At 65.7% G+C, this 23996-nt stretch carries 25 protein-coding genes; 10 read left to right on the forward strand and 15 right to left on the reverse strand.

All coding sequences use genetic code 11. From position 1 onward, the window contains the following. Positions 1-27: 27 nt before the first annotated feature. Complete coding sequence (locus tag E0473_RS09750; protein ID WP_137680655.1) at positions 28-1257, reverse strand: polyhydroxyalkanoate depolymerase; 1230 nt, start codon at positions 1255-1257, stop codon at positions 28-30. Between the two features lie 179 nt (positions 1258-1436). Between E0473_RS09750 and E0473_RS09755 the strand changes: the two genes are divergently transcribed. The 3 genes from E0473_RS09755 to E0473_RS09765 all read left to right on the forward strand — a co-directional run bounded on the left by E0473_RS09755 (position 1437) and on the right by E0473_RS09765 (position 6436). Then, positions 1437-3239: an ABC transporter transmembrane domain-containing protein gene (locus E0473_RS09755; RefSeq protein WP_137680656.1), complete on the forward strand. Its 1803-nt coding sequence runs from the start codon at positions 1437-1439 to the stop codon at positions 3237-3239. Positions 3240-3362: 123 nt separating this feature from the next. Continuing rightward, positions 3363-5477, forward strand: coding sequence for a M13 family metallopeptidase (locus E0473_RS09760; RefSeq protein WP_137680657.1), 2115 nt, complete (start codon positions 3363-3365; stop codon positions 5475-5477). Between the two features lie 113 nt (positions 5478-5590). Then, positions 5591-6436, forward strand: coding sequence for an undecaprenyl-diphosphate phosphatase (locus E0473_RS09765; protein WP_137680658.1), 846 nt, complete (start codon positions 5591-5593; stop codon positions 6434-6436). On the opposite strand, the gene E0473_RS09770 is transcribed toward E0473_RS09765, so the two are convergent. Both E0473_RS09770 and E0473_RS09775 read right to left on the reverse strand, forming a co-directional pair. After that, the gene (locus E0473_RS09770) at positions 6394-6633 is read right to left on the reverse strand and encodes a hypothetical protein (RefSeq protein WP_137680659.1); all 240 of its coding nucleotides are present in this window, start codon (positions 6631-6633) and stop codon (positions 6394-6396) included. The genes E0473_RS09765 and E0473_RS09770 overlap by 43 nt on opposite strands. Next, complete coding sequence (locus E0473_RS09775) at positions 6633-6947, reverse strand: hypothetical protein (RefSeq protein ID WP_137680660.1); 315 nt, start codon at positions 6945-6947, stop codon at positions 6633-6635. The genes E0473_RS09770 and E0473_RS09775 overlap by 1 nt, the downstream gene beginning before the upstream one ends. 119 nt (positions 6948-7066) lie before the next feature. Here E0473_RS09775 and recQ point away from each other — a divergent pair, with 119 nt between their 5' ends. From recQ to E0473_RS09805, 6 genes are all read left to right on the forward strand, one after another. Further along, a complete protein-coding gene (gene recQ, locus E0473_RS09780) occupies positions 7067-8857 on the forward strand; it encodes a DNA helicase RecQ (RefSeq protein WP_137680661.1) in 1791 nt (596 codons plus the stop codon). 75 nt (positions 8858-8932) lie between these two features. Beyond that, the gene (locus tag E0473_RS09785) at positions 8933-9838 is read left to right on the forward strand and encodes an SPFH domain-containing protein (RefSeq protein ID WP_137680662.1); all 906 of its coding nucleotides are present in this window, start codon (positions 8933-8935) and stop codon (positions 9836-9838) included. Positions 9839-9842: 4 nt separating this feature from the next. Then, a complete protein-coding gene (locus E0473_RS09790) occupies positions 9843-10037 on the forward strand; it encodes a type II toxin-antitoxin system antitoxin (protein ID WP_137680663.1) in 195 nt (64 codons plus the stop codon). A 3-nt stretch (positions 10038-10040) separates the two neighbouring features. Beyond that, positions 10041-10355 (forward strand): hypothetical protein, encoded by a 315-nt coding sequence (locus tag E0473_RS09795; protein ID WP_137680664.1) that lies wholly within the window; start codon positions 10041-10043, stop codon positions 10353-10355. 89 nt (positions 10356-10444) lie between these two features. Continuing rightward, positions 10445-11392, forward strand: a complete 948-nt coding sequence (locus tag E0473_RS09800; RefSeq protein WP_241657435.1) for a right-handed parallel beta-helix repeat-containing protein — start codon at positions 10445-10447, stop codon at positions 11390-11392. 65 nt (positions 11393-11457) lie between these two features. After that, positions 11458-11721 (forward strand): DksA/TraR family C4-type zinc finger protein, encoded by a 264-nt coding sequence (locus E0473_RS09805; RefSeq protein WP_137680665.1) that lies wholly within the window; start codon positions 11458-11460, stop codon positions 11719-11721. 9 nt (positions 11722-11730) lie between these two features. On the opposite strand, the gene E0473_RS09810 is transcribed toward E0473_RS09805, so the two are convergent. The 9 genes from E0473_RS09810 to pabB form a co-directional block, all read right to left on the reverse strand. After that, positions 11731-12228 carry a GNAT family N-acetyltransferase gene (locus E0473_RS09810; RefSeq protein WP_137680666.1) on the reverse strand — a complete coding sequence of 166 codons (498 nt, stop codon included), beginning with the start codon at positions 12226-12228 and terminating at the stop codon, positions 11731-11733. Then, complete coding sequence (gene ribA, locus E0473_RS09815) at positions 12225-13289, reverse strand: GTP cyclohydrolase II (protein WP_137680924.1); 1065 nt, start codon at positions 13287-13289, stop codon at positions 12225-12227. The genes E0473_RS09810 and ribA overlap by 4 nt, the downstream gene beginning before the upstream one ends. Continuing rightward, positions 13286-14089 carry an exodeoxyribonuclease III gene (locus E0473_RS09820; RefSeq protein WP_137680667.1) on the reverse strand — a complete coding sequence of 268 codons (804 nt, stop codon included), beginning with the start codon at positions 14087-14089 and terminating at the stop codon, positions 13286-13288. The genes ribA and E0473_RS09820 overlap by 4 nt, the downstream gene beginning before the upstream one ends. A gap of 285 nt (positions 14090-14374) precedes the next feature. Beyond that, positions 14375-15043, reverse strand: a complete 669-nt coding sequence (locus E0473_RS09825) for a LolA family protein (RefSeq protein ID WP_137680668.1) — start codon at positions 15041-15043, stop codon at positions 14375-14377. 78 nt (positions 15044-15121) lie between these two features. Further along, on the reverse strand, positions 15122-15289 hold the full coding sequence (gene rpmG / locus E0473_RS09830; protein ID WP_119593273.1) for a 50S ribosomal protein L33: 168 nt from the start codon (positions 15287-15289) through the stop codon (positions 15122-15124). A gap of 124 nt (positions 15290-15413) precedes the next feature. Further along, on the reverse strand, positions 15414-15818 hold the full coding sequence (arfB, locus tag E0473_RS09835) for an alternative ribosome rescue aminoacyl-tRNA hydrolase ArfB (protein WP_137680669.1): 405 nt from the start codon (positions 15816-15818) through the stop codon (positions 15414-15416). Positions 15819-15822: 4 nt separating this feature from the next. Next, on the reverse strand, positions 15823-16473 hold the full coding sequence (locus E0473_RS09840; RefSeq protein WP_137680670.1) for an RluA family pseudouridine synthase: 651 nt from the start codon (positions 16471-16473) through the stop codon (positions 15823-15825). 72 nt (positions 16474-16545) lie between these two features. Next, the gene (locus E0473_RS09845) at positions 16546-17724 is read right to left on the reverse strand and encodes a pyridoxal phosphate-dependent aminotransferase (RefSeq protein ID WP_241657436.1); all 1179 of its coding nucleotides are present in this window, start codon (positions 17722-17724) and stop codon (positions 16546-16548) included. Beyond that, the gene (gene pabB, locus E0473_RS09850; protein WP_137680671.1) at positions 17721-19520 is read right to left on the reverse strand and encodes an aminodeoxychorismate synthase component I; all 1800 of its coding nucleotides are present in this window, start codon (positions 19518-19520) and stop codon (positions 17721-17723) included. Before pabB ends, E0473_RS09845 begins: the two co-directional genes overlap by 4 nt. 103 nt (positions 19521-19623) lie before the next feature. Here pabB and E0473_RS09855 point away from each other — a divergent pair, with 103 nt between their 5' ends. Further along, positions 19624-21198, forward strand: coding sequence for a helicase HerA-like domain-containing protein (locus tag E0473_RS09855; RefSeq protein WP_137680672.1), 1575 nt, complete (start codon positions 19624-19626; stop codon positions 21196-21198). Here the strand turns inward: E0473_RS09855 and E0473_RS09860 are convergent. The 3 genes from E0473_RS09860 to E0473_RS09870 are packed head-to-tail and all read right to left on the reverse strand — an operon-like array spanning position 21195 to position 23949. Beyond that, positions 21195-22586: an ATP-binding protein gene (locus E0473_RS09860; protein ID WP_137680673.1), complete on the reverse strand. Its 1392-nt coding sequence runs from the start codon at positions 22584-22586 to the stop codon at positions 21195-21197. The genes E0473_RS09855 and E0473_RS09860 overlap by 4 nt on opposite strands. A gap of 17 nt (positions 22587-22603) precedes the next feature. Next, entirely contained in the window at positions 22604-23344 is a 741-nt protein-coding gene (locus E0473_RS09865) for a response regulator (protein WP_137680674.1), read from the reverse strand. Next, positions 23341-23949 (reverse strand): EF-hand domain-containing protein, encoded by a 609-nt coding sequence (locus E0473_RS09870; RefSeq protein WP_137680675.1) that lies wholly within the window; start codon positions 23947-23949, stop codon positions 23341-23343. Before E0473_RS09870 ends, E0473_RS09865 begins: the two co-directional genes overlap by 4 nt. Positions 23950-23996 lie beyond the last annotated feature (47 nt).

Genomic DNA, 23996 nt, shown 5'->3' on the forward strand with positions numbered 1-23996 from the left:
GACAAGGCAGCCCGTCGGGCTCGATGCTCAGTTCACGCCCGGATTGGCGCGCATCCATTCCTCAAGCACAGGCGCAATGCGCGCTCGCCATTTGCTGCCGTTGAAGATGCCATAGTGCCCCACATCGCGCGCGAGGTGATACTTCTTCATCGCAAGCGGCAGGTGCGGGGCGAGGTCGAGCGCGGCGCGGGTCTGGCCGATGCCCGAGATATCGTCCTTCTCGCCCTCGATCGCCAGCATCGCGGTGTCGCGAATGGCATCGGGGTCGATCGCCTTGCCGCGGTGGACGAATTCGCCCTTGGGCAGTGTGTGCTCCTGGAACACGTGCTTGATGGTCTGGAGGTAGAACTCGGCGGTCATGTCGCAGTGCGACAGATATTCGTCGTAGAACTCCTTGGTCTTGTCGGCGCTTTCCTGGTCGCCCACAGTGAGGTGTTTGAACATCTCGTAGTGGCTCATCATGTGGCTCATGAGGTTCATCGAGATGAAGCCCGCCACCTGCAGGAAGCCGGGATAGACCCGCCGCCCCGCACCCGGATAGCTGAACGGAACGGTGGCGATCACGTTGTTCTGAAACCAGCTCAGCGGCTTGTCCATCGCGAGGTCGTTGACCCCGGTCGGGCTGGCGCGGGTGTCGATCGGGCCGCCCATCATGGTGAGGCTGGCCGGACGGCACTTGTCGTTGTCCGCGCCCATAACGGCCGTGGCCGCGAACGCCGGGACAGAGGGCTGGCACACCGCCAGCACGTGGGTGTTAGGCCCGATGAAGCGCAGAAACTCGATCAGGTAGTCGATATAGTCGTCAAGATCGAACAGGCCTTCGCTCATTGGAACGGTCTTGGCATCGGCCCAGTCGGTGACATAGACCTCCTGATTCTCGACCAGCCGCGCCACCGTTCCGCGCAGCAGAGTGGCGAAGTGCCCGCTCATTGGCGCCACCACCAGCATCGTTGGCGCATCTTCGGGCAGGCCCTCGCGGCGGAAGCGGATGAGATTGCCGAACGGCTTTTCGAGCACGGTGGTCTGCGCGACGGGGTAGCTCTTGCCATCGACCTCGGCGCTGTCGATCCCGAAGGCGGGCTTGCCGCGCTCCTCATACACATGGGCGAAGACCTTGAGCGCGCTGGCAATGGCCGGCCCCATGCCCAGATAGCCCATTGGCAGCGCCGGATTTGACAGGATGTTGGCGCCGACCTCGGCCCAGTGGCTGGCGCTGGAAAACCAGGCTTTCTGCATTTCGTAAGCGGAATAAAGCACGTTACTTGACCCTTCCTGCGCAAACGGCGGGCAGCCGGAACACGGTCCGGCGCAATTGTTCGTTAGCTGCATATAGTGAAGATTGTGCAGTGCGGCAAAAAATAGTTCGTGATTGAAACCTGGCTGTTATCAACCGGCGTGCTTCAAAGGTCGTAAAATGTGGTCTAGGGCGCACGCCTATGGCCACGTCTACCGCTTCCGAACCGCAATCCGCAGAGCCCAAACCGGCGCGCGATCTCGGCCCGCTCGGCATGATCTTCCGCGCCGCGCGCGCCTATCCGGGGCTGATCGTGGCGGCTGGCGTGGCGCTGGTGGTTACGGCTTCGGCCACGCTGGCGATACCGGCAGGGTTTCGCGAGATCATCGATCGCGGCTTTGCCGAGGGCAGCGATCCGGCAGAGATCAACCGGTGGTTCCGCTATCTGCTCGGTATGGTGGTGATCCTTGCCATCGGCACCGCCTGCCGGTTCTACTTTGTGTCGATCCTGGGCGAGCGGGTGGTCGCCGATATCCGGCTGGCGGTGCAACAGAACCTGCTGCGTCTGTCGCCCGGCTTCTTCGAGGAGAACAGCCCCAAGGAAATTTCCAGCCGGATGACGGCGGATACGGCGCAAATCGAATCGGTGGTGGGCACCACCATCTCGGTCGCCCTGCGCAATCTGATCATGGCGGTGGGCGGGCTGATCTACCTCGTCTGGCTCGCGCCCAGTCTCACGGTAATGTTGCTGCTGGTGGTGCCGGCGGTGATCGTGCCGCTGGTGGTGTTCGGCAGGCGGTTGCGCAAGATCAGCCGCACGAGCCAGGACCGCGTGGCCGATGTGGCCGCGACAACCTCGGAAGTGCTAAGCGCGATGAAGATCGTGCAGGGCTTCAATCAGGAGAGCCGCGAGCTGGCGCGCTTTGGCAGCTTTGTGGAGGAGACCTTCGCCACCGCCAAGCGCCGGATCATGACGCGTTCGCTGATGACCCTGTGCGGCATCGGCTTCGTGTTCGGCTCGATCGTGTTGCTGATGTGGCGCGGCGCGGTGCAGGTGGCCGAGGGCGTGCTCTCGGGCGGCACCATCGCCGCTTTCGTGCTGACCGGCGTGCTGGTGGCGGGCGCTTTTGGCTCGCTTACCGAAGTCTACGGCGACCTGCTGCGCGGTGCGGGCGCGGCCAGCCGCCTCAAGGAACTGCTCGAAGAACAGCCCGCGATCGAGGCCCCCGCCCGCCCGCAGGCCATGCCCCAGCCGCCGCGGGGCAGCCTTGCGTTCCAGAACGTCACCTTCTCTTACCCCACGCGCCCAACCGACACCGCGATCCGCGATTTCACGCTGACCGTTGAGCCGGGCGAGACCGTGGCCATCGTCGGCCCTTCGGGCGCGGGCAAGTCGACGATCTTCCAGCTGGCCGAGCGGTTCTACGATCCGCAGACGGGCAGCGTGAAGATGGACGGCGTGCCGCTCACCCAGGCCGACCCTGCCGAGGTGCGCCGCCGCATGGCGCTGGTGCCGCAGGAAGGCATCCTGTTCGCCGCCAGCGCGCGTGACAACCTGCGCTACGGCAACTGGGACGCGAGCGAAGAGGCGATCTGGGACGCGGCGCGCACCGCCAATGCCGAAGACTTCCTGCGCGACCTGCCCGAGGGGCTCGACACCTTCCTCGGCGACGGCGGCGCGCGGCTTTCGGGCGGCCAGCGCCAGCGCGTGGCCATTGCCCGGGCGGTGCTGCGCGATGCGCCGATCCTGCTGCTCGACGAGGCGACCTCCGCGCTCGATGCCGAAAGCGAGCTGCTGGTGCAGCAGGCGCTTGAACGGCTGATGCAGGATCGCACCACGCTCGTGATCGCCCACCGCCTCGCCACCGTGCGCGCGGCCGACCGGATCGTGGTGATGGACGATGGCGCAATCGTCGAACAGGGCGACCATGCCAGCCTCACCGCCTCGGGCGGGCTTTACGCGCGGCTCGCCTCGCTCCAGTTCGACGACAAAGCTCCCGCTTGAGGCTACACTCTTGAGGTAGGGGCAAGGCTGGGTTAATCCGCGCTCGTATCATTCGAAACGAAACGTGGCATTCGCCGCGCGCGGCACCATATTCGCCGCACAGCTTTCCAACCGGAGCCGCCCATGATCCGTCGCCTGCTTGCATCTTCCGTTTCCGCCCTTGGTCTGGCCCTTGCCATGCCCGCTCTCGCGCAGGATGCGCCCGAAGCGCCGCCCGAGATGGATTTTGGCACTTGGGGCGTCGACACGAGCGAGATCGACACGGCGGCCAAGCCCGGCGACAACTTCTTCGACTACGCCAACGGCAAATGGGTGCGCGAGACCGAGATCCCTTCCGATCAGAGCCGCTATGGTCTGTTTGCCATGCTGGCCGAGAAATCGACCTACGACGTACAGACGCTGATGCGCGATCTCGTCGCCGCCGAGCCTGCGCCGGGCACGCCTGAACGGCGCATCGTCGATGCCTACAACGCCTATGCCGACACCGCCGCGATCGATGCTGCCGGGCTGGCTCCGGCGCAGCCATACCTCGCGAAGATCGCCGACGCGCCGGATCTTTCGGCGCTGGTCGCGCTGTTCGAGGAGCCGGGCATCCCGGCGCTGGTCAGCGCGGGCGTGGATGTCGATAGCGAGAACCCCGACCGTTACCTCGTGTCGGTCGACTTCAACGGCATGGGCCTGCCCGATCGCGACTACTACCTCGTCGATTCGGAAGAGAACCTGGCGATCCGCGCCAAGTACAAGGACTTCCTGCGCTTCATGCTCGGCCAGGCGGGCTATGAGGATCCGGCCACTGCGGCAGAGGCAGTCTATGCCTTCGAGCACAAGGTGGCCGAGCTGGAGTGGGACCGCCGTATGCTGCGCATCCCCGAGCTGACTTACAACCCGCTCGACCGTGAAGCGCTGCTCGCGCTCGATCCTGAATTCCCCATGGCCTCGTTGCTGGCGGCGGGCCAGTTCGACGACCAGAACCTGTTCGATGCCTCGCAGCTCCCGCCCACCCCGGAAGAGATCGCCGCGCTCGACCTGTCGAGCGACCAGCAGGCGATGATGGGCGGCGGTCTGCCCGCGATGATGAAGCTGCTGCGCGAGACCCCGCTGGCCACGCTCAAGGCCTATATGGCGGTGCGCTTCCTGTCGTCGAATGCCCCGGTGCTGCCGCAGGCAATCGACGATGCCAATTTCGACTTCTATGGCACCACGCTTTCGGGCCAGCAGGAGCAGCGCCCGCGCTGGAAACGCGCCATCGCCGCGGTCGAAGGGCAGCTGGGCGAACAGCTCGGCGCGCTCTATGTCCAGCGCGAATTCCCGCCCGAAGCCAAGGCCGGGATGGAGCAACTGGTGACCAATCTCATCGCCGCCTACCGCGAGAGCATCTCCGAAAACCACTGGATGACGCCCGAGACCACAGAAGAGGCGCTGACCAAGCTTGCTGGCTTCACCCCGATGGTTGGCTATCCCGATGAATTCGAGACGTACGATGGGCTGGAAATCGAGGCCGACGATCCGCTCGGTAACCGCATTCGTACCATCGCCTGGGATCAGCAGGACGACCTCTCGAAACTGGGCGGGCCGGTCGACAAGAGCGAATGGGGCATGCTGCCGCAAACGGTGAACGCCTACTATTCGCCGAACTTCAACCAGATCGTGTTCCCGGCGGCGATCCTGCAGCAGCCGTTCTTCGGCCTCGAGGCCGATCCGGCGGTGAACTATGGCGCCATCGGCGCGGTGATCGGCCATGAGATCGGCCACGGGTTCGACGATCAGGGCTCGCGCTTCGATGCCACCGGCGCGCTGCGCAACTGGTGGCAGGATGCCGACCGCACCGCCTTCGAGGAGCGGACCGCCATGCTGCGCAAGCTGATCGAGCAGTATTGCCCGCTCGATGACGGCAGCTTGTGCCTGCGCGGCGACCTTGCCATGGGCGAGACTATCGGCGACGTGGTCGGCCTGCAAATCGCCTATCGCGCCTACCAGATTTCGCTCGATGGCGAGGAGGCCCCGGTGATCGACGGGCTAACTGGCGACCAGCGCTTCTTCCTCGGCTTTGCGCAGGTGTGGCGCGGCAAGACCCGCGAGGCGCGGCTGCGCAACATGATGGTGGCCGACCCGCACCCGCCCGAGCAGTTCCGCCTCAACAACGCGGTGCGGCAGATGGATGCCTGGTACAAGGCATTTAATGTACAGCCAGACGATGCGCTGTACCTCGCGCCCGAGGATCGCGTCTCGATCTGGTAACAGGCTGGCTTGCTGCATGCGCGAATGCTTGACTTCGCGCATGTGCTGGTGGAGGCACCGCGCTCAATTATGCGCGGTGCCAGCCACCGGGCGAATTTGAGGCCCTGCCGTTCATGACCTTCATCCAGCTGCTGCTGATCGCCGTTGTTCAGGGGACGACGGAATTCCTGCCGATTTCTTCGTCAGGCCATCTGATCCTGATCCCCTTTCTCACAGATTTCCCCGATCAGGGCCCGCAGATCGACGTGGCCGTTCATGTCGGCTCGCTGCTCGCCATCATCGTCTATTTCTTCAGGGACGTGGTGATGCTGGCGCGTGGCGGCTTTGCCACCGTGGGCATCGGCAAAGCCCCGCATGAGCGGCAGCTGTTCTGGTGGATCCTGCTCGGCACAATCCCTGCGGTGCTGTTCGGCCTGGCGATCAAGCTTGGTGTGTTCAACGGGATCGCTTCCAGCCTGTTCGGGATCACCATCGTCGATGGCGACCTGATGGCCTCGATCCGCTTCACCCATCTGATCGCGGTGAACCTGATCGTCTATGGCATTCTGCTCGGGCTGGCTGACCGGTTCGGCCGCGAGACCAAGACCTTCGAGGACATGACCTGGCGTGACGGGCTGCTTGTGGGCATTGCGCAGGCCTTTGCGATCATTCCCGGCACCAGCCGCTCGGGCGTGACCATGACCATGGCGCGCACGCTCGGCTATGGCCGGTTCGAGGCGGCGCGGTTCTCGTTCCTGCTGTCGATCCCGGCGGTGGCCGGGGCTGGCGTGCTGATCGTGCCCGAGCTGTTCAATGCCGGGGCAGAGTTGTTGCACGAGGCGCTGATCGCGGGCGTGCTCACCTTCATCGCCGCCTTTGTGACGATGGCCTTCCTGATGAACTTCCTGAAGAAGGCCTCGATGATGGTCTTCGTGGTCTATCGCGTGGCGATGGGCTTGGCGCTGTTGGTGCTGTTCTGAGCTGGCGCTGACTCCGCCGACGGGCTTTCGCCGGGCGGATCGCGCTGATCGAGAATTTCGGCGGCATCTTCCAGCGCGGCAGCTTCGTTGCTGCTGGCCGGCGCCGGGCCGCTCATCGGGTCGGGCGCATCGCAGCCCCAGGCTAGCAGCGCACCTGTGGCGGCTAGCGCCAGCCGCAGATGCGCTGCTCCCATCATTATTCGGCGCCTTCGAGTTCGGCGCTGGCGGCGGCTGCTGCATCGGCGGCGCTCAGCGCGTCGTCGGCTGCGGCCTGGGCGTCATCGGCCGCGTCTTCGGCTTCCTGCGTGGCCGCATCGACCGCATCTTCGACCGAAGCGGTGTCAGCCGCGTTGAGCGAGCTGTCGACCACCGGGTCCGGCGCGCCGGCCATCGCGTCGTCGGCGGGCACTTCTACCGTGTCTGCCATCGCCTCTTCCGAAGCGTCGGTGGATTCGCCACAGGCCGAAAGGGCGAGCAGCGCAGCCGGAGCGATCAGAGCGATCCGTTTCATGAGGTTTCCTCCTATGGGTTGCTAAGCGAATGCCAGCGTCTGTAGCCGTTCACAGGGCCGGGGCAAAACGGGAATTGCGCCTCTAGGCGTGCGCGCCCGCATCTGGCAGGTGAGGCGCCATGCTTCAAAGCCCGGCAAACGTTGAGCGTGCCCGCGCCACCTTGCGCGAAGTGTTCGGTTTCGAATCGTTCCGCATGGTGCAGGAAGAGGTGGTGGGCCGCGTGCTTTCCGGCCAGTCGACGCTCGCGGTGATGCCGACCGGGGCGGGCAAGTCGCTCACCTACCAGCTTCCCGCCGTGATGCTGGAGGGCACCTGCGTGGTGATCTCGCCGCTGATCGCGCTGATGCACGATCAACTGCGCAGCGCGCGGGCGAACGGCATTCGCGCCGCCACGCTCACCAGCGCCGATGCCGACTGGCGCGAGACGCAGGACGCGTTTCGCGCAGGCGAGCTCGACCTGCTCTATGTCGCGCCAGAGCGGGCGAGCCAGCCGCAGTTCCGCGACTTTCTCTGCGCCGCCCCGCTGGCGTTGTTCGCGGTCGACGAGGCGCATTGCGTCAGCGAATGGGGCCACGATTTCCGGCCCGACTATCGCCAGCTGCGCCCGCTGATGGACGCCTTTGGCGATGTCCCCCGGCTGGCGCTAACCGCCACGGCCGACGGGCGCACGCGCGGGGACATTCTCGGCCAGCTCGGGATTCCCGACGACGGCCTCGTCATCTCCGGTTTCGACCGGCCCAATATCCGCTATGCGATCCGCCCGCGCGACAACCTTTCGCGCCAGCTCGAGCGTCTGGTGGACGAGCAGCCGGGGCCGGGCATCGTCTATGCCGGGACGCGCAAGAAGGTGGAGGATCTCGCCGCCAGTCTTGCCCGCGCCACCGGGCGACCCGTGCTGCCTTACCACGCCGGCCTCCCCGCCGAGCAGCGTGCCGAGAATCAGGCCAGGTTCGTCGCTAGCGAGGATATGGTGATGGTTGCTACGATCGCCTTCGGGATGGGCATCGACAAGCCGGATGTGCGGTTCGTTGCCCATGCAGGCGTGCCCAAGTCGATCGAAGCCTATTACCAGGAAACGGGCCGCGCCGGGCGTGACGGCGATCCGGCGCAGGCGGTGATGCTGTGGAGCGCGGGCGACTTCGCCACCGCGCGGATGCGTATCGGGGAGCTCGACGAAGGCCGCCAGCCGGGCGAGCGGCAGCGGCTCGATGCGCTGGCCGCGTTGGTCGAGGCGCCAACCTGCCGCCGTGCGATCCTGCTGCGTCACTTCGGCGAAGACCCGCCCGAGGCCTGCGGCAATTGCGACAATTGCCTGAACCCGCCGCAGGTTCTGGAGGTGACGGAGCTGGCGCAAAAACTGCTCTCGGCCTGTTATCGCACCGGGCAGAGCTTCGGCTTCGGGCACTTGCAGAAGGTGCTGACCGGGGCTTCCGACGCGCGCATCATGGAGCGCGGGCATGATCGGTTGTCCGTTTATGGCGTCGTGGAGGGCGAGGAAGCGGCCTTGTTGCAGCCGGTCAGCCGTGCCTTGCAAGCGCGTGGGTGCCTCGTGCCCAATGAGCACGGCGGGCTGCAACTGGGCGGCGAGGCTCGCGCGCTGCTCACGGGCGAGATGGCGCTGTCGATCACCAAGCCGCCTGCGCGCTCGGAACGCCGCCAGCGCCGCGCCCGCAACGAGGCCGCGAACCCGGTCGGCGATCCGCTGTTCGATGCCTTGCGCACGTTGCGCCGCGATCTTGCCGCCGAGGCGGGAGTGCCGCCCTATGTGATCTTCCACGATTCGGTGCTGCGCGAAATGGCCGCACGCCGCCCGTCGAGCCGCTCTGCGATGGGCGAGATCGGCGGCGTCGGGGCGAAGAAGCTTGAGGCCTATGGCGCGGCTTTCCTCAAGGTTGTGGCCGAAAACTGACATCGCCGTCACCCGATTGCGCTCCTCCGCAAAGTGATATAAATATGATATCACAATTAATCGGAGGATCGAACGATGTCGGAGCCTGTGACGGCCATGACGCGCAGCCGTGAAGTGCCTGCAGCGACGAGCAGCGGCTATACCTTGCTGCTGGCGCTGCTTGCCTTGATCGTGTTCGTAGGGGTGAACGTGCTGACGCGCGGGTTTGGTCTTGGCAGTGCGGGGTTGTTCGTTGCCTGCATCCTGGTGCCGGTCCTGGCCATGGTGTTCATCGGGCTTGGTTTTTACATGGTGCAGCCCAACCAGGGCGCGGTAATCACGCTGTTCGGTGACTATCGCGGGACTGACCGCAAGGAGGGCCTGCGCTGGGTGCTGCCGTGGATGATGCGCAAGAAGGTCAGCGTGCGCGCGCACAACATCCATTCGGAGCGGATCAAGATCAACGATCTGCGCGGCAATCCGATCGACATCGCCTGCAACGTCGTCTGGCGCGTGCGCGACACGGCGCAGGCGGTGTTCGACGTGGACGACTACGACGAGTTCGTCGAAATCCAGATCGAGGCGGCGCTGCGCACCGTCGGCGCACGCCACCCTTATGACGATATGAGCGACGAGGACCAGACTACGCTGCGCGGCAGCGCCGATGTTATCAACGCCGAGTTGCAGACCGAGCTCAACGAGCGGCTGTCGGCGGCAGGAATCGTGGTCGACGAGGCGGGGCTTACGCACTTGGCCTACGCCAGCGAAATTGCAGGGGCCATGCTGCGCCGCCAGCAGGCCGAGGCAGTGATCGCCGCCCGCGCCAAGCTGGTGATGGGTGCGGTGACCATGGTGCAAATGGCGCTCGACAAACTCTCGGCCGACGAGATCGTCGAACTCGATGACGAGCGCCGCGCGGCCATGGTTTCGAACCTGATGGTGGTGCTCTGCGGTGAGCGTGAGGTGAACCCGGTCGTCAACGCCGGATCGCTGTACCAGTAAGGCGATGGCAGCCCGCAAAGCCTTTGCCCTGCGGCTGGACCCTGCGCTGCACGATTGCCTTGAGCGATTGGCGGCGCAGGAGCTGCGCAGCGTGAACGCCGAGATCGAGGTGCTGCTGCGCGAAGCGCTCGAACGGCGCGGAATCAGGCCTGCGATCAGTGAACGGCCCCGGCGGGGGCGGCCTGCCAAGGAGGAGTGAGACATGCGTGACGAAGACAAACCTTATGTGTGCATCCGCCACGGCTGGATCGTGCAGATCACCCCGCGCAACGGCGCGGGCTGGCGCGGGCTGGCCTTATGGATGCTGCTCCTTGCGCTGCCGACTGCGGGCTTTGTTGCCCTCAGCGCGGCTAGCCTCGCGCCGGATATCATGCTCGCGGTGACTGGCGCTTTCCTCGTGCTGGTGGCCGGCTGGGCTGTGGCCATGATCCGCTGGATGATGGCTCGTAGCGAGATCGTGGACATGAAGGATCTGGAGGCCTTCAAGCGCGCACGGAAAAAGTCCGGCCGTCGCTGAGCCGCATCATCGTTTCCAGCAGATTAACTATTGTGTTCTAAGCTTGTCGGGTGATGACCCAGACTCGCCGCCTCCCTTCGCCGCGCGCCATGATCGCGCCTTTCGCAATTCTTGGTGTTGCTGCCTTGGTTGCGCTGCCCGCCGCAACGCTCACCGCGCAGGATAGCGAATCCGCATTCACTGTGGTCGCGACCGGGCAGGGCTTCGAGCGGTTGCAGGACGCGGTCAACGCCATCGGCGACGGTGAGGGGGCGATTGCCATTGCGCCGGGCCGCTATGGCCAGTGCGCGGTGCAGGAACGCGGGCAAATTTCCTATCTCGCCAGCGAGCCGGGCTCGGCGGTGTTCGACACCGTCACTTGCGAGGGCAAGGCCGCGCTGGTGTTGCGCGGGCGGGGGGCCGAAGTTTCGGGCCTGATCTTCCAGAACATGAAAGTGCCCGATTTCAACGGAGCGGGCATCCGGCTCGAACAGGGCAACCTTACGGTGGTCGACAGCTGGTTCCGCGACAGCCAGCAAGGCATCCTGACGGCGGGCGACATGGCCTCGCGCATCGTGATCGACCGTTCGACCTTCACCCGCCTCGGCACCTGCGAAGGCGGGGGCGGCTGCGCCCATTCGGTCTACACCGGCTCTTACGGCCATCTGCGCATAACCCGCAGCCGTTTCGAGGAGGGTGCGGGCGGACACTATGTGAAATCGCGCGCGGCACAGGTGGACATCGCCTCCTCCAGCTTCGACGATTCGCATGGGAATAACACCAACTACATGATCGACCTGCCCGCTGGCGCGAGCGGGCAGATCTTGAACAATTGGTTCGTGCAAGGTCAGTCGAAGGAGAACTACTCCGCCTTCATCGCGGTTGGCGCCGAAGCGCGCGAGCATAGTTCGGCAGGGCTGACCGTGGTTGGCAACGACGCCCGCCTGGCGACGGGGGTGGACCGCAACACGGTGTTCGTGGCTGACTGGTCAGGGGAACTTTCGGGTATCGGCGAGAATGCTCTGGGACGGGGTCTGACGCCGTTCGAGGAGCGCTAAGGCCGCGCAAACCTTGCAATTTTGCCGCCGCCTTCCGACATTAAGCTGGTGAAAAGGAGGCGGCAATGGCCGGTGGATGGTCGCGCGATGGCGCGGTGCAGGATCAGATCGACGATACGGTGAGCGACGCGGTCAGCGCCGCACGCGCACGAATGCCACGCGGCGAGAGCGCCGAATATTGCGACGAATGCGGCGAACCGATCCCGCAGAAACGCCGCGAGGCCGTGCCTGGTGTGCGCACTTGCGTCGGCTGCCAGTCGGGCCGTGACAGCGCCGTGCGGCACAGCGCGTTTAATCGGCGCGGTTCGAAAGACAGCCAGCTGCGTTGATGTGCCCGGTCAGCCGAAGGCGGGCGCGAAGCTGACAGTCGCCTCGGGAACAGCCGCGCCAAAGCTTTTGACCTGAAGGTAATCGGCCAATTCGCCTTTCAGCCGCAGCGGCGTGTGTTGGGCAAAGCCGAAGCGGCTGTAAAGCTGTGGATCGCCCAGAACGGTGATCCCCTTCGCTCCCATTTTCCTTATCGCGGCCTCGCCCGCTTCGGTCAGCGCGCGACCAATGCCTTCCTTCTGTCGCGTCGGCGCGACGCTGATAGGGCCGAGGAGCATCCAGCCATCATCGCCAGTGGACAGGTGCGCGCGCGAATAGGTGACCTGGCCGATAATCTCGCCGCCATCTTCCGCCACCAGCGAAAGCAGCAAATCCTCATCGCGTCGCAGGCGCGCGATCATCTCGGCCTCGCTGCCATCGGAATGAGGATGCCCGGCGAAAGCGCGCTGCGTGAGGGCGGCGATTGCCGCTTCGTCGCCAGCGCGTTCCGGGCGGATGGTCCAACTCACCGCAACAGGTGCCCGGCCTTATCGCGCTTGGTGTCGAGATAGTAAGCGTTGTGCGGATTCGCGGGCAACTGGTGCGGCACGCGTTCTTTCACCGTCACCCCGGCGGCTTCGAGCGCGGCAACTTTCTCCGGGTTGTTGGTCATCAGCCGCACCGCGTTCACGCCCATCAGTTCGAGCATCCTCGCCGCGACCGGAAAGTCACGGGCTTCCTCGGGCAGGCCGAGGCGGCGGTTGGCCTCCAGCGTGTCATGGCCGTCATCTTGCAGGTGATAGGCGCGCAGCTTGTTGATGATGCCGATCCCGCGCCCCTCTTGCCTCAGATAGAGCACCGCGCCCCAGCCGCCTCGCGCGGCCTCATCGGCCATGGCTGCCAGCGCCGCATCAAGCTGCGGGCCGCAGTCGCACTTGAGGCTGGAGAACACGTCGCCGGTCAGGCATTCGGAGTGCAGGCGCACCAGTGGCACCTTGCCCCCATCCTGCTCGCCGAGCACCAGCGCGACATGTTCGCGCAGGTCATCGGCGCTGCGGAAGGCGATGATGCGCGCGTGCTCGCTGGCGTGGATCGGCAGGCGAGCGCGGGTGGCGATGGTGAGCGAGGCGGGGTCGGCGAAGGCGGCAAGGTCGCCCGCTTCAAGCGAAACCGGCTCGCCGCCATGCTCGGGAGCAACCATGAATGCCGGAAGAATCCCCGCGATCCGCGCAAGTTCGAGCGCCACCTCGGCCTCGCGCCGCCAGGGCAGCTCTTCGGCAAGGAAAGGCCCCTTCATCGGCCTGTCGAGATCAAGCGAGGGGTCGACTACGGGCAGCGCGGATTCCAGATCAAGTGGTTCGCCGGCGCGTATGAGCACCGGGTCGCTGCCCCGCGCGGCCTCGCGCTGGTTGGTGAGCCGCAGAGTCTCCGCCCGCGCGGTCGAGATCAGCAGGCGCGACGCGCTTGCCGCCGGAGCGAGCCCGGTCTCGATCGGCAGCAGTATCGGCGCGCCATCGATCGCTATCGGCCAGCCGTGGCGCAGGGCATCGACCGCCTGCGCCGCGCGGCGGGAAGGCGATGGGCTGCTCAGAGCGCGAACTCCGTTATGATCGGCACGTGGTCGCTCGGCTTTTCCCACTCGCGGGTGTGTTCGGCGATGGTGTGCCCTGTGCTCTTCGCCGCAAGATCGGGCGAGGCCCACATGTGATCTAGGCGGCGCCCACGATCCTTGCCCTGCCAGTAGGTGCGGTAAGACCACCAGGTGTAGTTGCGCTCGGGTGCCGGGATATGTTTGCGGCCAAGGTCCACCCACTCGTGCGCCGCTTGCAACTTGCCGAGCGTCTCCACCTCAATCGGCGTGTGGCTGACCACCTTCCGCAGCGCCTTGTGGTCGTAAACGTCGCAATCGAGCGGGGCGATATTGAAATCGCCCACCAGCAGCGTGGGGCGCTCGATGCCTTCCGACCAGCGCGTCATCCGCCCAATAAAGTCCAGCTTCTGGCCGAATTTCGGGTTCTTCTCGCGGTCGGGCAGATCGCCGCCGGCGGGAATATAGACGTTTTCGAGAACCAGCCCCTCGGCAGGCCCGAGCAGCTCCACACCTACATGGCGCGCCTCGCCGTTATCCTGCCAGTCGTGCCGGGCATAGTCGCGCAAAGGAATGCGGCTGACTGTCGCCACGCCGTGGTAGCCCTTCTGGCCGGTCAGCGCGATGTGCTCGTAGCCGAGGTCGACGAAGGCCTGCCGCGGGAACAGGTGCTCCATGCACTTGATCTCCTGCAGGCACAGCACGTCGGGCGCGTTCTCGGCTAGGAAGCGGGCCACCTGCGGCATACGCAGGCGCACCGAGTTGATGTTCCAGCTGGCGACGGAAAGGGTGGGGGCAGACATGGCCAAGGGCTTTAGGTCGGCATTGGCCGGGCGACAAGCCGGGTGCCAGGTCTGGCTGGACGACGGGCAAGAAAAACCCCCGTCCCGGGGGCGGTGAGACGGGGGTTCGTTCTTGCGTTCGTCACGCAGGCAAGCAGGCCGTAATTCAGACGGAGGGTCAACAGGGGGGAGAAACCCGCCGATCAGCCGTGCTTGCAGAAATAGATATAGGTCTAGCTGTCTGTCGCGCCAATGAACGGAACGCGCATTTTGTCGCTTCTATACAACTGCTGGACCCTGAGGTGTTCAGCCCGGGCGACGAGTGCGGCGGCGCGGATCGCGATAGGTGAAGGTGGAGTTGCTCACCGCCATGCCAAAGCGTTGGTTGCTGAGGCGCACCGTAGTGCGCGTGTTCTGCGCATCGAGCGCGACCCAGCTTGTGAGTTGCAACCCGCCCGGTGCCGAGGCGTTGCGGACGAACACCAGCGTCATGGTGCCATATTCGGGGCGAGATGGATCGCTCACCTCTATGCTGATCACGTTGCGATTGGTGGTGGGCAGCAGCTTGCCGAAGCGGCGCACGTCGCGATTCGGATCAAGCAATGCGCCGAGCGGCGAATTGGTGATCGGCCAGCGTTCGAGCTGCTGTACGTCATAGTCCACCAGCGTCAGTGCGCTGCCGTCGGAAACCACCAGCATGTTCACATCGTCGGAATATTCGAACCGGATGCGACCCGGATTCTTGAGGGTAAGTTTTCCGCGCAGAGTTTGGCCATTGCGACCGGTCTGAGTGAAATCGGCCTTCATCGTGGTGATGCCGCGCAGGGCGGCCACGGCGCGGTCGAGATCGTCCTGCCGCGACTGGGCGCTGGCGGGGGCCGCAGCGAGCACGGCGGCGGCGGGAAGCGCACAGGCAAAAGCCGCCGCGAAAGCGGCGGCCAGTGGCTTGCGACGGAATTGGATCAAGCTGTTCATGCGGTGTTTCCTAGTGGTTCCGCATTGAACTGTCACTGAACTGCTGAGGTTCCCCAGCGTTAAGGTTCAGCCGTCAGCTTACTTGATCTTGCCTTCCTTGTACTCGACGTGCTTCTTCGCCACGGGATCGTACTTGCGGAAGGTGAACTTCTCGGTGTGGTTGCGCGGGTTCTTCTTGGTCACGTAGAAGTGGCCGGTCCCGGCGGTCGAGTTCAGGCGGATCTTGATGGTTGCAGGCTTCGCCATGGTCTTGCTCTCAAAGGTTTGATGGGGCCAGGGCGGCCCGAAAACAAAGGGGCGACGCCAGAGCGCCGCCCGTTGATCGCGGCCCATGGTGGAGAATCGCATCTGAGTCAAGCATTGGCGTGCTTCACCAGTCGATCTTGCCGCGCATTTCCTTCTTCGCGCCATGCGCTTTTTTCGACTTCAGCCGCTGAGTTTTGCCGACGCGGTTGACCCGTGTCTTGGCGCGCTTCTTCGGTTCCTTCAGCGCTTGCTCGATCATCGCCGCGAGTCGTTCGCGCGCCTCACGGCGGTTGGCTTCCTGCGTGCGGTGGCTGCGCACGTCGAGAATGATGTCGCCGCTCGCGCTCATCCGGCTGCCTGCCAGCGCTTTCAGCCGGTGGAACACCGCCGGGGTGAGGCCGAGCGCGTAGATATTCACGCGCAGCTGCACGGCGGTCGCCACCTTGTTGACGTTCTGCCCACCGGGACCGGAGGCGGCGATGAAGCTTTCCTGCGCCTGCGCCATGGCCCGATCGATGATCGCGCCCATGGTGTCAGGCCCCCAGCTTCGCAAAGTCGGCGGGCAGCGGGGCTTCGGCGGTAATCGGGGTCTTGCCTTCGCGCTGTACCGTCAGGGCGCTGGCGTGGAGCATGGTGCGCCCGGCGCGCGCATCCTTATGGCCATAAACCGGATCGCCCAGCAGCGCCGCGCCAAGCCCCAGCTGCGCGTGAACGCGGATCTGGTGCGTGCGTCCGGTCTCGGGGCGGAATTCGACCAGTGTGAGGCCGCCGTCCAGCTCCTTGAGCTTGCGCCAATGGGTGACGGCGGGCTTGCCTTTCTTGGCCGCGATCATGCGCCAGCCCTTCTCGGCGCTGCTGATCTTGGAAAGCGACAGCGCAATGGTGCCCTCTTCCTCGTCCAGCGAGCGCGCGACGATGCCGAGATAGACCTTGCCGACCAGCCGCTGCTCGAAAGCGGCGGCGAAGCGGACGTGGGCCTTGGCATTGCGAGCCAGGAGCAGGCAGCCAGAGGTGTCGGTGTCGAGCCGGTGGACCGGGCTCGGCTCGCGCTGGAAGCCTAGGCGCAGGGTCGACAGCTCTTTCACCAGCGCGTGGCCGCCCTTGCGCGGAATGTCGATGGGTAGGCCGGCGGGCTTGTCGATCACAAGCGCTTCGCCGTCTTCGTAGAGAATGGGGATGTTCATATCGGAAGGCCCCTTACACCTCTCGGCGCGAACTTGTCGAAGGATTGTCCGTGTTCGCGCAGAAAGGGAGCCTTAGCTCAGCGCCGATTCGATCCGCCGCAGGGCTTCGCTCAGCACCTCTTCGCTCGCGGCAAAGCTGATGCGGAAACCGTTGCCACCGCCAAAAGCGCTGGCCGAGACCACCGCCACGCCATGCTCCAGCAGGTGCAGCGCCAGCTTGGTATCGTCGCCGTCGAAGCGCTCCATCAGCGGTGTCGCGTCGATGAAGCAGTAGAACGCGCCATCGGGAACGGGGGCCGAGAGGCCGGGGATGGCGTTGATCGCCGAGACCACCAGATCGCGCCGCTGACGGAAGGTCTCGCGCCATTCGGTGAGGAAGTCCTGCGGCCCTTCGAGCGCGGCGACGGCGGCAGCCTGACTGGTCGCGGCGGGGTTGCCCGAGGAATTGCTTTGCAGCTTGCCCATGGCGTCGATCAGCCACTTCGGGCCGGTCGCAAGGCCGATGCGAAAGCCCGTCATCGCGTGGCTCTTAGAAACACCCGAGATCGTGCAGATGCGGTCGGCCAGATCGGGGCATAGGTTGGCGAGCGTGGCGTGCGGTTCGCCGGTGTAGTTGAGCGGGGCGTAGATATCGTCGCTCAGCACCATCACCTGCGGGTGGCGGCGCAGTACCTCGGCGATACCGAGCAGCATCGCGGCGGGATAGACCGCGCCGGTAGGGTTGCCCGGACTGCCGAGGATGACCCAGTTGGTGCGCGGGGTAATCAGCGCTTCGAGCTGGGCGGGGCGGAAACAGAAATTGTCCTTGGCGCAGGTCATTAGCGGCACCACCGTGCCCCCGGCAAAGCGCACCATCTGCGGATAGCTGACCCACCAGGGCGCGGGCACGATCACCTCGTCGCCTGCCGAAACGGTGGCGCAGATCGCTTCGAACAGCGCTTGCTTGCCCCCGGCACTGACGATCACCTGCGCCGGATCGGTTGCAATGCCGAGATCGCGTTCGAAGTGAAGCGTCGCGGCCTGGCGCAGGCGGGCGGTGCCCATCACGGCGGTGTAGCGCGTGTCGCCCGCATCGAGCGAGGCCTTGGCCGCCTCGATCACATGGGCGGGAGTGTTGAAGTCGGGCTCGCCCACCGAAAGCGAGATGATGTCGCGGCCCTCGGCGCGCAGTTCCATCGCGCGGTCGGTCATTACGGTGGTGGGCGAGGCTTCGATCCGCGAAAGCGCGGCGCTGAGCGGGGGCGTGGTCATGAGTGGAGCTGTGCCTTCATCAGCCCGCGCACCGAATTGCCAAGCAGGAATCCGTCCGCAAGGTCGTCTAGCGTCAGCTCGGCCTCTTTGGCGCGGCCCTGCTCGATCAGCGCGCGGCGCAGCACGCCGGGCAACAGGCCGAGATGCAGCGGCGGGGTGAGCAGCTTACCACCGCGTTCGACGAAGATGTTGGAGAAGCAGCCTTCGGTGATCAACCCGTCGTCACGCACGAACAGAGCCTCGTGCGCCCCGGTAGCGGCGGCAACCTTGCGCGCATCGTCGTAAAAGCCGCGGTCAGTTGTTTTGTGGCGCAGACGCCAGTCGCCGGTGACCACGGGCAGCGGCAGCGCCACGCACAGTTGCGGGTCGGCGGGCGCAGTGGTGCCGAGTTCCTGCGCCTCGAAGGCCAGCGCCCCGCCGCGCGAGAGCAACATCCGCAGCTTGGCCGGGGTCTCCAATTCGAAGCACAGCGCCTGAATGCGGTTGCGCGCCTCGTGCCGGTCGAAGGCGAAGCCTAGTGCCTTGGCGCTGGCCCCGATTCGCTCGATGTGCAGGTCCAGATATTCGATGCCGCTTTCGGGATCGAAGCGCATCGATTCGATCAGGTCGTGCCCGCCCGCCGGGCCGCGCACGAAAGCACCTTTCACGAGGCATTCGCGCCATTCGGCCATGGCTTCGCTATCGGCAACGATGGCTCCGCCTACGCCGAGCACGGCCTTGTGGCGCTGGTTCTCGCCGGGGGTGAGCCGCACGGTGCGGATGGCTACGTTGAAGGCGGCGTCCCCGCCCGGCCCGATCCGTCCGATCGCGCCGCAGTACGGCCCGCGCGCGTCGCGCTCCACTTCGTCGATCAGCTCCATCGCGCGGATTTTCGGCGCGCCGGTGATCGAGCCGCAGGGATAGACCGCCCGCAGCAGGTCAACCGCGCTCTTGCCCGGCAAGAGCTGCGCGCGCACGGTCGAAACCATGGTGTGAACAGTGGGATAGGTCTCGATCGCAAAGGGCTGCTCGACCTCGACGCTGCCCGCTTCCGATACCCTGCTGATGTCGTTGCGCATCAGGTCGAGGATCATCAGGTTCTCGGCCTTGTCCTTCACCGAGGCGGCGAGTTCCGCGGCGAGTGCGGCATCTTCCTCGGGCGCCGCGCCGCGCGGGCGGGTGCCCTTCATCGGCTTCAGCTTTACCGCGCCGCTTTTCAGCGTGAAGAACAGCTCGGGGCTGAACGAGAGCAGCCAGTCCGACCCGTCGAACACCAGCCCGCCATAGCCCGCCGCCGCCGTGGGGCGGATCGCGGCATAGAGTGCCAGCGGATCGCCCTGTGCCGGGCCTGCCAGCGGCATGGTGAGATTAGCCTGATAGATATCGCCCGCGCGGATCGCCTCCTGCAGGCGCTCGAACGCCTGGCAATAGGCCCCGGTCGAAACCTGCGGTTCGAGCGGCCCGATCGAGGCGCTGCCCTCGGCCTGCGCCGCAAGCCAAACTTCGACCTCGCCCGCCGGAATCACCTCGGGCTCGTCAAACAGGCCGAACCACACCAGCGGCCCGGCGGCGCCTGCGCGCGAAGGTGCCCGCGCGGCAAGCTTGCTTTCCAGAGCCAGACCGGCCTCGTAAGCGAGGTAGCCGACCAGATGCCCGCCGTGTTCGCTGCGCGCCTTCTCCGCCGCTGCGAGCGTTTCCATCACCTGCTGCGGCCGCCGCGCCACGAACACCTCGCGCGGGGCGGAAAACAGCTGGGCATCGCTCGCGCCCGAGTTGCGGGCATCGTCAAGCAGGACAAAGGGTTGGCTGCGGTCCATCGCGCCTCATCTAACGTGTTCGCGGTGTAAGTCTATCGCTTGACCGCAAGGGGCACCCCCGCCAGTTTCCCGCTCCAGCGCGCGGTTAACGATCGGAAGCGACATGGATGACATCTTTATCGGCAAGGATCTGGCGGGCGGCAGGCAGGCGCTTAACCTTGCGCGGGCCAACCGCCACGGGCTGATCGCGGGCGCGACCGGTACCGGCAAGACCGTGACCTTGCAGGGCCTTGCCGAAAGCTTCTCCGCCGTGGGCGTGCCGGTGTTTCTCGCCGATGTGAAGGGCGACCTTTCGGGCATCGCCATGCCTGGATCTCCGACTTTCAAACATGCCGACAAGCTGGAAAGCCGCGCGAAGGAACTGGGCATGGATGACTATGCCTATTCGGATAATCCGGTGGTGTTCTGGGATCTTTACGGCGAGCAGGGCCACCCGATCCGCACGACGATCACCGAGATGGGCCCGCTGCTGCTCGCCCGCCTGCTTGACCTGAACGAGACGCAGGAAGGCGTGCTCCAGATCGTGTTCCGCTATGCCGACGAGAACAGGCTGTTGTTGCTCGACTTCGCGGACCTGCGCGCAATCCTGGCGTGGGCCTACGATAATGCCAGCGAGCTTTCGGGGCTATATGGCAATGTGTCGAAGCAGTCGGTCGGGGCGATCCAGCGCCAGCTCTTGAGCTTCGAGGCGCAGGGGGCCGACCACTTCTTCGGCGAACCCGCGCTCGAAATCGACGATTTTCTGACGCTGGACGAGCAGGGGCGCGGCATGATCAACGTGCTCGCCGCCGACAAGCTGATGAGCAGCCCCAAGCTCTATGCCACCTTCCTGCTGTGGCTGCTGGCCGAGCTGTTCGAGACGCTGCCCGAAGTGGGCGATCCGGAAAAGCCCAAGCTGGTGTTCTTTTTCGACGAGGCGCACCTCTTATTCAACGATGCCCCCAAGGCTTTGCAGGATACCATCGAACGGGTGGTTCGCCTGATCCGCTCAAAGGGCGTGGGCGTCTATTTCGTGACGCAGAACCCGATCGATATTCCTGAGGAAATCGCCGGGCAGCTCGGCAACCGGGTGCAGCACGCGCTGCGCGCCTTCACCCCGAAGGACAAGCGCGCGATCAAGGCGGCGGCGGAGACCTTCCGCATCAACCCCGATCTCGATGTCGAGATCGCGATCACCGAACTGCGCACCGGCGAGGCGCTGGTCTCGACGCTGGATGAGGACGGCGCCCCCACCATCGTCCAGCGCACGCTGATCAAGCCGCCGCGCTCGCGGCTGGGGCCGGTGAGTTCAAAGGAGCGAGCGAGTATCCAGTCGGTCAGCCCGCATCAGGGCGTCTATGACGAACGGATCGACCGTGAGAGCGCCGAGGAACTGCTCGCCGCCAAGGCTGCCGATGCTGCCGAGACGGCGGAAGAGGTCGAGGAAAAGGGCCGTGAGGAGGTAAGCAAGCGGAGCCGCAAGAGCACCAGCATCTGGGGCAAGGCGATGAAAAGTGCCGCCAGTGCCGCAGCAGGCTCTGCCGCCTCGGTGGCGGCGGCAGCGATTGTCGGCAAGAAAAGCCGGGCCAAGCCCGCTGCAACGGCCGCAAGCTCGGGATTGGGTTCGCTCGCCACCGACCTTGCGGGGCCGATTGCAGGCCGCTTCGTGCGCAACCTGATCGGCGGGCTGATGCGTTAGCTGCCGTGGGGCAGGCGCAGCTCAGCAACCAGGCCCACGACTTCGCCATTCTCCACCCGGTTCGCCAGCGACAGCGAGCCGCCATGCTGTTCGGCAATGGCGCGGGCCAGCGTCAGGCCCAGGCCTGCACCGCCGGTAGTGCGGTTGCGCGAGGCCTCACCGCGCGCGAAGGGCTCGAACATGGCGGCGATCTCGCCTTCGGGAATGCCGGGGCCGTTATCGGCCACGCGGATCGCGGCGTAGCCATCCTCGCGGGCCAGCGAGACTTCAGCCGCGCCGCCATAGCGCAGGGCATTGTCAATCAGGTTGCGCAGCGCGCGCCGCAGCCAGGTGGCGCGCAACGGCAGGGCGATGCGCATCGTCTCGCCCAGTTCTACCGGTTCGGCCAGATCCTCGTATTCCTCCACCACGGAAGAGACGAGCGCGGCAAGGTCGGTCTTCTCAAGCGGGTCCTTCGCGTGGCCGACGCGCGCTAGCGACAGGATATCGTCGAGCGAATGGGTGATATCCTCGATGGTGCCGGCCATCTTCGCGCGCTCGGCCTCGTCGTCGACGCTTTCTATCCGCACGCGCAGCGCAGCCAGCGGCGTTTTGAGGTCATGTCCGATGGCGCCCAGCATCACGTCCTTCTCGTCAAGCAGGGCGGCGATGCGCGCTTCCATCTCGTTGTGGGCGGCGATCAGCGCGCGGGTGTCCTCGGGGCCGGACGGCTCCAGAGGTTCCAGACCTTCGGCGCGTCCGGCAAAGCGGCTCATCCGCTCGGTCAAAGCGGCGAGCGGGCGGGTGATGCGGCGCAGCAGGAACGCGAGCCCGCCAACCAGCACGATATAGAGCAGCAGCGTCTGAACGATCAGTCCGCCGAGCGCACGCATATTGTGCTCGGGCCGGGGTACGCGCGCGATCAGCCACTCATTCTCGCCCGTGCGTTTGAGGCCAGCGATCAGCATGTCACCGTCGAGCGACCATCGCCCGTCACGGCCGGATACCGGACCGGCGCGCCCGCGCATCACGTAGTCGTCATCCGCGACGTCGCGCGAGAGGACAACCAGCCTTTCAATCGCGATGTCCTGGGCGACCAGTACATCGCGCAGCGCGGCTTCACGCTCCATGTCGTGCAGTTCGCCCTTGCGCAGCGGCGTTTCCAGCGTGCGTTCGATGCGGATCTTGCGGCGGCCCCGGCGCCCGTCGCGGCCATTGTTGCCCTCGCGGAATTCGAAGCGGGGGTCGGACACCAGCTGGAACGCGAGCGAGCTGATCAGCGCAGCCTCGCGGCGCTGGTGGTCGGCGCGGTAGATCAGCACGGCGGACAGCGTCTGCGCCGCCAGCAGCGCCAGCGCCACCGCGAGGAGCATCTGCCCGAGCAGGCTGCGCGGGAGGAAGCGGTGCATGGCGGGCATGGAAGCGATCAGCCCTCGACCTTGGCTGGGGCCACGCGCTCGACATCGCAGGCGAGCCGGTAGCCGCCGCCCCAGACAGTCTGGATGAGCTTGGGATCGCGGCTGTCGGCTTCCATCTTGCGCCTGAGGCGCGAGACTTGATTGTCTACAGCGCGGTCGAACAGGTGCGCCTCGCGGCCCTGCACCATGTCGAGCAGCCGGTCGCGATCGAGCACCTGGCGCGGATGGTCGAGGAAGGCAGAAAGCAGCCGGAACTCGGCCGAGGAAATCGGCACCACGCTGCCTTCGGGGTCGGTCAGGCGGCGCTTTAGCGGATCGAGCAGCCATCCATCGAAGGCATACAGCGCCTCGCTGGCTGGCGCTGCCTCGCCGGAGCGGGCGGCCCGGCGCAGCACCGAGCGGATTCGGGCAACCAGCTCGCGCGGCTCGAACGGCTTTACCACATAGTCGTCCGCCCCGATTTCTAGGCCGACGATGCGGTCGGTCGCCTCGCCGCGCGCGGTGAGGAAGATCACCGGCAGATCCTTGCTTTCAGTGAGGTGGCGGCACAGCGAAATGCCATCCTCGCCCGGCATCATGATGTCGAGCAGGACAAGGTCGGGGGTGGTGACCAGCAGAGCTGCGCGTGCCTTGGCCGCGTCGCTCGCCTGCTCCACCAGGAACCCCTGGCGCGACAGATAGTCGGCCAGAGGCTCTCTCAGGCTGGCTTCGTCATCCACCAGCAAAAGCCGGGTCGGCTGGTCGTTCATCGCGAGGCGGGGCGCTCTGTCGGCATCGGCGAACGGCCCATTCCGCGCCGGTCGGCCCGGGCTGCGCGGCGTTCCTCTGCCGAGATCGTGCCGTCGCCGTTGCTGTCGGCGGCATCGAAGCGGGCCAGCGCTGCGGCGGTGAACTCGGCGCGGCTGACTGCGCCACTGCCATCGGTATCGGCGCGTTGAAGCATCCGCCCGCCGAACCCGCCTTCGCCGCGCATCATACGCATCCCTGCACGCTGGCGTGCGCCGCGTGCCTCTCCGCCGCGCGCGGCCATGCGTTCGGAGCGCTGCTCGCGGCGTTCTGTGCGGGCTTGCTGGCGCTTCTCGCGCTGAGCCGTCACTTCGGCAAAGCTGAGCTGGCCGTTGCCGTCGGTATCGGCTTCATCGAAGCGCTTGCGCTCGGCAGCCTCGCGGTCGGCTGGCGAGAGCTGGTCATCGGCGTTGACGTCGAGCCGGTCGAACATGGCAGTGGCGCGCGCTTCGGCCTGGGCGCGGGTTTGCGGGGTGCGTTGTGCCCCACGATCCTGCGCCATGGCTGCGGTTCCGGCCAGAGCGGCGGCGGTTGCGACAATCGCCAGCGAGATGGGAAAAGTCTTCATTATACAAGAACTCCCGAAGGTTTGATCGGACAACAAGCCACAGCCGA

This window comes from Aurantiacibacter suaedae, from assembly GCF_005434915.1.
Lineage (GTDB): Bacteria > Pseudomonadota > Alphaproteobacteria > Sphingomonadales > Sphingomonadaceae > Alteraurantiacibacter > Alteraurantiacibacter suaedae.

Coding starts and splice junctions, on each gene's coding strand:
- E0473_RS09755 (WP_137680656.1), top strand. CDS start 1,437: ATGGCCACGTCTACCGCTTCCGAACCGCAATCCGCAGAGCCCAAACCG.
- E0473_RS09760 (WP_137680657.1), top strand. CDS start 3,363: ATGATCCGTCGCCTGCTTGCATCTTCCGTTTCCGCCCTTGGTCTGGCC.
- E0473_RS09765 (WP_137680658.1), top strand. CDS start 5,591: ATGACCTTCATCCAGCTGCTGCTGATCGCCGTTGTTCAGGGGACGACG.
- E0473_RS09770 (WP_137680659.1), bottom strand. CDS start 6,633: ATGATGGGAGCAGCGCATCTGCGGCTGGCGCTAGCCGCCACAGGTGCG.
- E0473_RS09775 (WP_137680660.1), bottom strand. CDS start 6,947: ATGAAACGGATCGCTCTGATCGCTCCGGCTGCGCTGCTCGCCCTTTCG.
- recQ (WP_137680661.1), top strand. CDS start 7,067: ATGCTTCAAAGCCCGGCAAACGTTGAGCGTGCCCGCGCCACCTTGCGC.
- E0473_RS09785 (WP_137680662.1), top strand. CDS start 8,933: ATGTCGGAGCCTGTGACGGCCATGACGCGCAGCCGTGAAGTGCCTGCA.
- E0473_RS09790 (WP_137680663.1), top strand. CDS start 9,843: ATGGCAGCCCGCAAAGCCTTTGCCCTGCGGCTGGACCCTGCGCTGCAC.
- E0473_RS09795 (WP_137680664.1), top strand. CDS start 10,041: ATGCGTGACGAAGACAAACCTTATGTGTGCATCCGCCACGGCTGGATC.
- E0473_RS09800 (WP_241657435.1), top strand. CDS start 10,445: ATGATCGCGCCTTTCGCAATTCTTGGTGTTGCTGCCTTGGTTGCGCTG.
- E0473_RS09805 (WP_137680665.1), top strand. CDS start 11,458: ATGGCCGGTGGATGGTCGCGCGATGGCGCGGTGCAGGATCAGATCGAC.
- E0473_RS09820 (WP_137680667.1), bottom strand. CDS start 14,089: ATGTCTGCCCCCACCCTTTCCGTCGCCAGCTGGAACATCAACTCGGTG.
- E0473_RS09825 (WP_137680668.1), bottom strand. CDS start 15,043: ATGAACAGCTTGATCCAATTCCGTCGCAAGCCACTGGCCGCCGCTTTC.
- rpmG (WP_119593273.1), bottom strand. CDS start 15,289: ATGGCGAAGCCTGCAACCATCAAGATCCGCCTGAACTCGACCGCCGGG.
- arfB (WP_137680669.1), bottom strand. CDS start 15,818: ATGGGCGCGATCATCGATCGGGCCATGGCGCAGGCGCAGGAAAGCTTC.
- E0473_RS09840 (WP_137680670.1), bottom strand. CDS start 16,473: ATGAACATCCCCATTCTCTACGAAGACGGCGAAGCGCTTGTGATCGAC.
- E0473_RS09845 (WP_241657436.1), bottom strand. CDS start 17,724: ATGACCACGCCCCCGCTCAGCGCCGCGCTTTCGCGGATCGAAGCCTCG.
- pabB (WP_137680671.1), bottom strand. CDS start 19,520: ATGGACCGCAGCCAACCCTTTGTCCTGCTTGACGATGCCCGCAACTCG.
- E0473_RS09855 (WP_137680672.1), top strand. CDS start 19,624: ATGGATGACATCTTTATCGGCAAGGATCTGGCGGGCGGCAGGCAGGCG.
- E0473_RS09860 (WP_137680673.1), bottom strand. CDS start 22,586: ATGCACCGCTTCCTCCCGCGCAGCCTGCTCGGGCAGATGCTCCTCGCG.
- E0473_RS09865 (WP_137680674.1), bottom strand. CDS start 23,344: ATGAACGACCAGCCGACCCGGCTTTTGCTGGTGGATGACGAAGCCAGC.
- E0473_RS09870 (WP_137680675.1), bottom strand. CDS start 23,949: ATGAAGACTTTTCCCATCTCGCTGGCGATTGTCGCAACCGCCGCCGCT.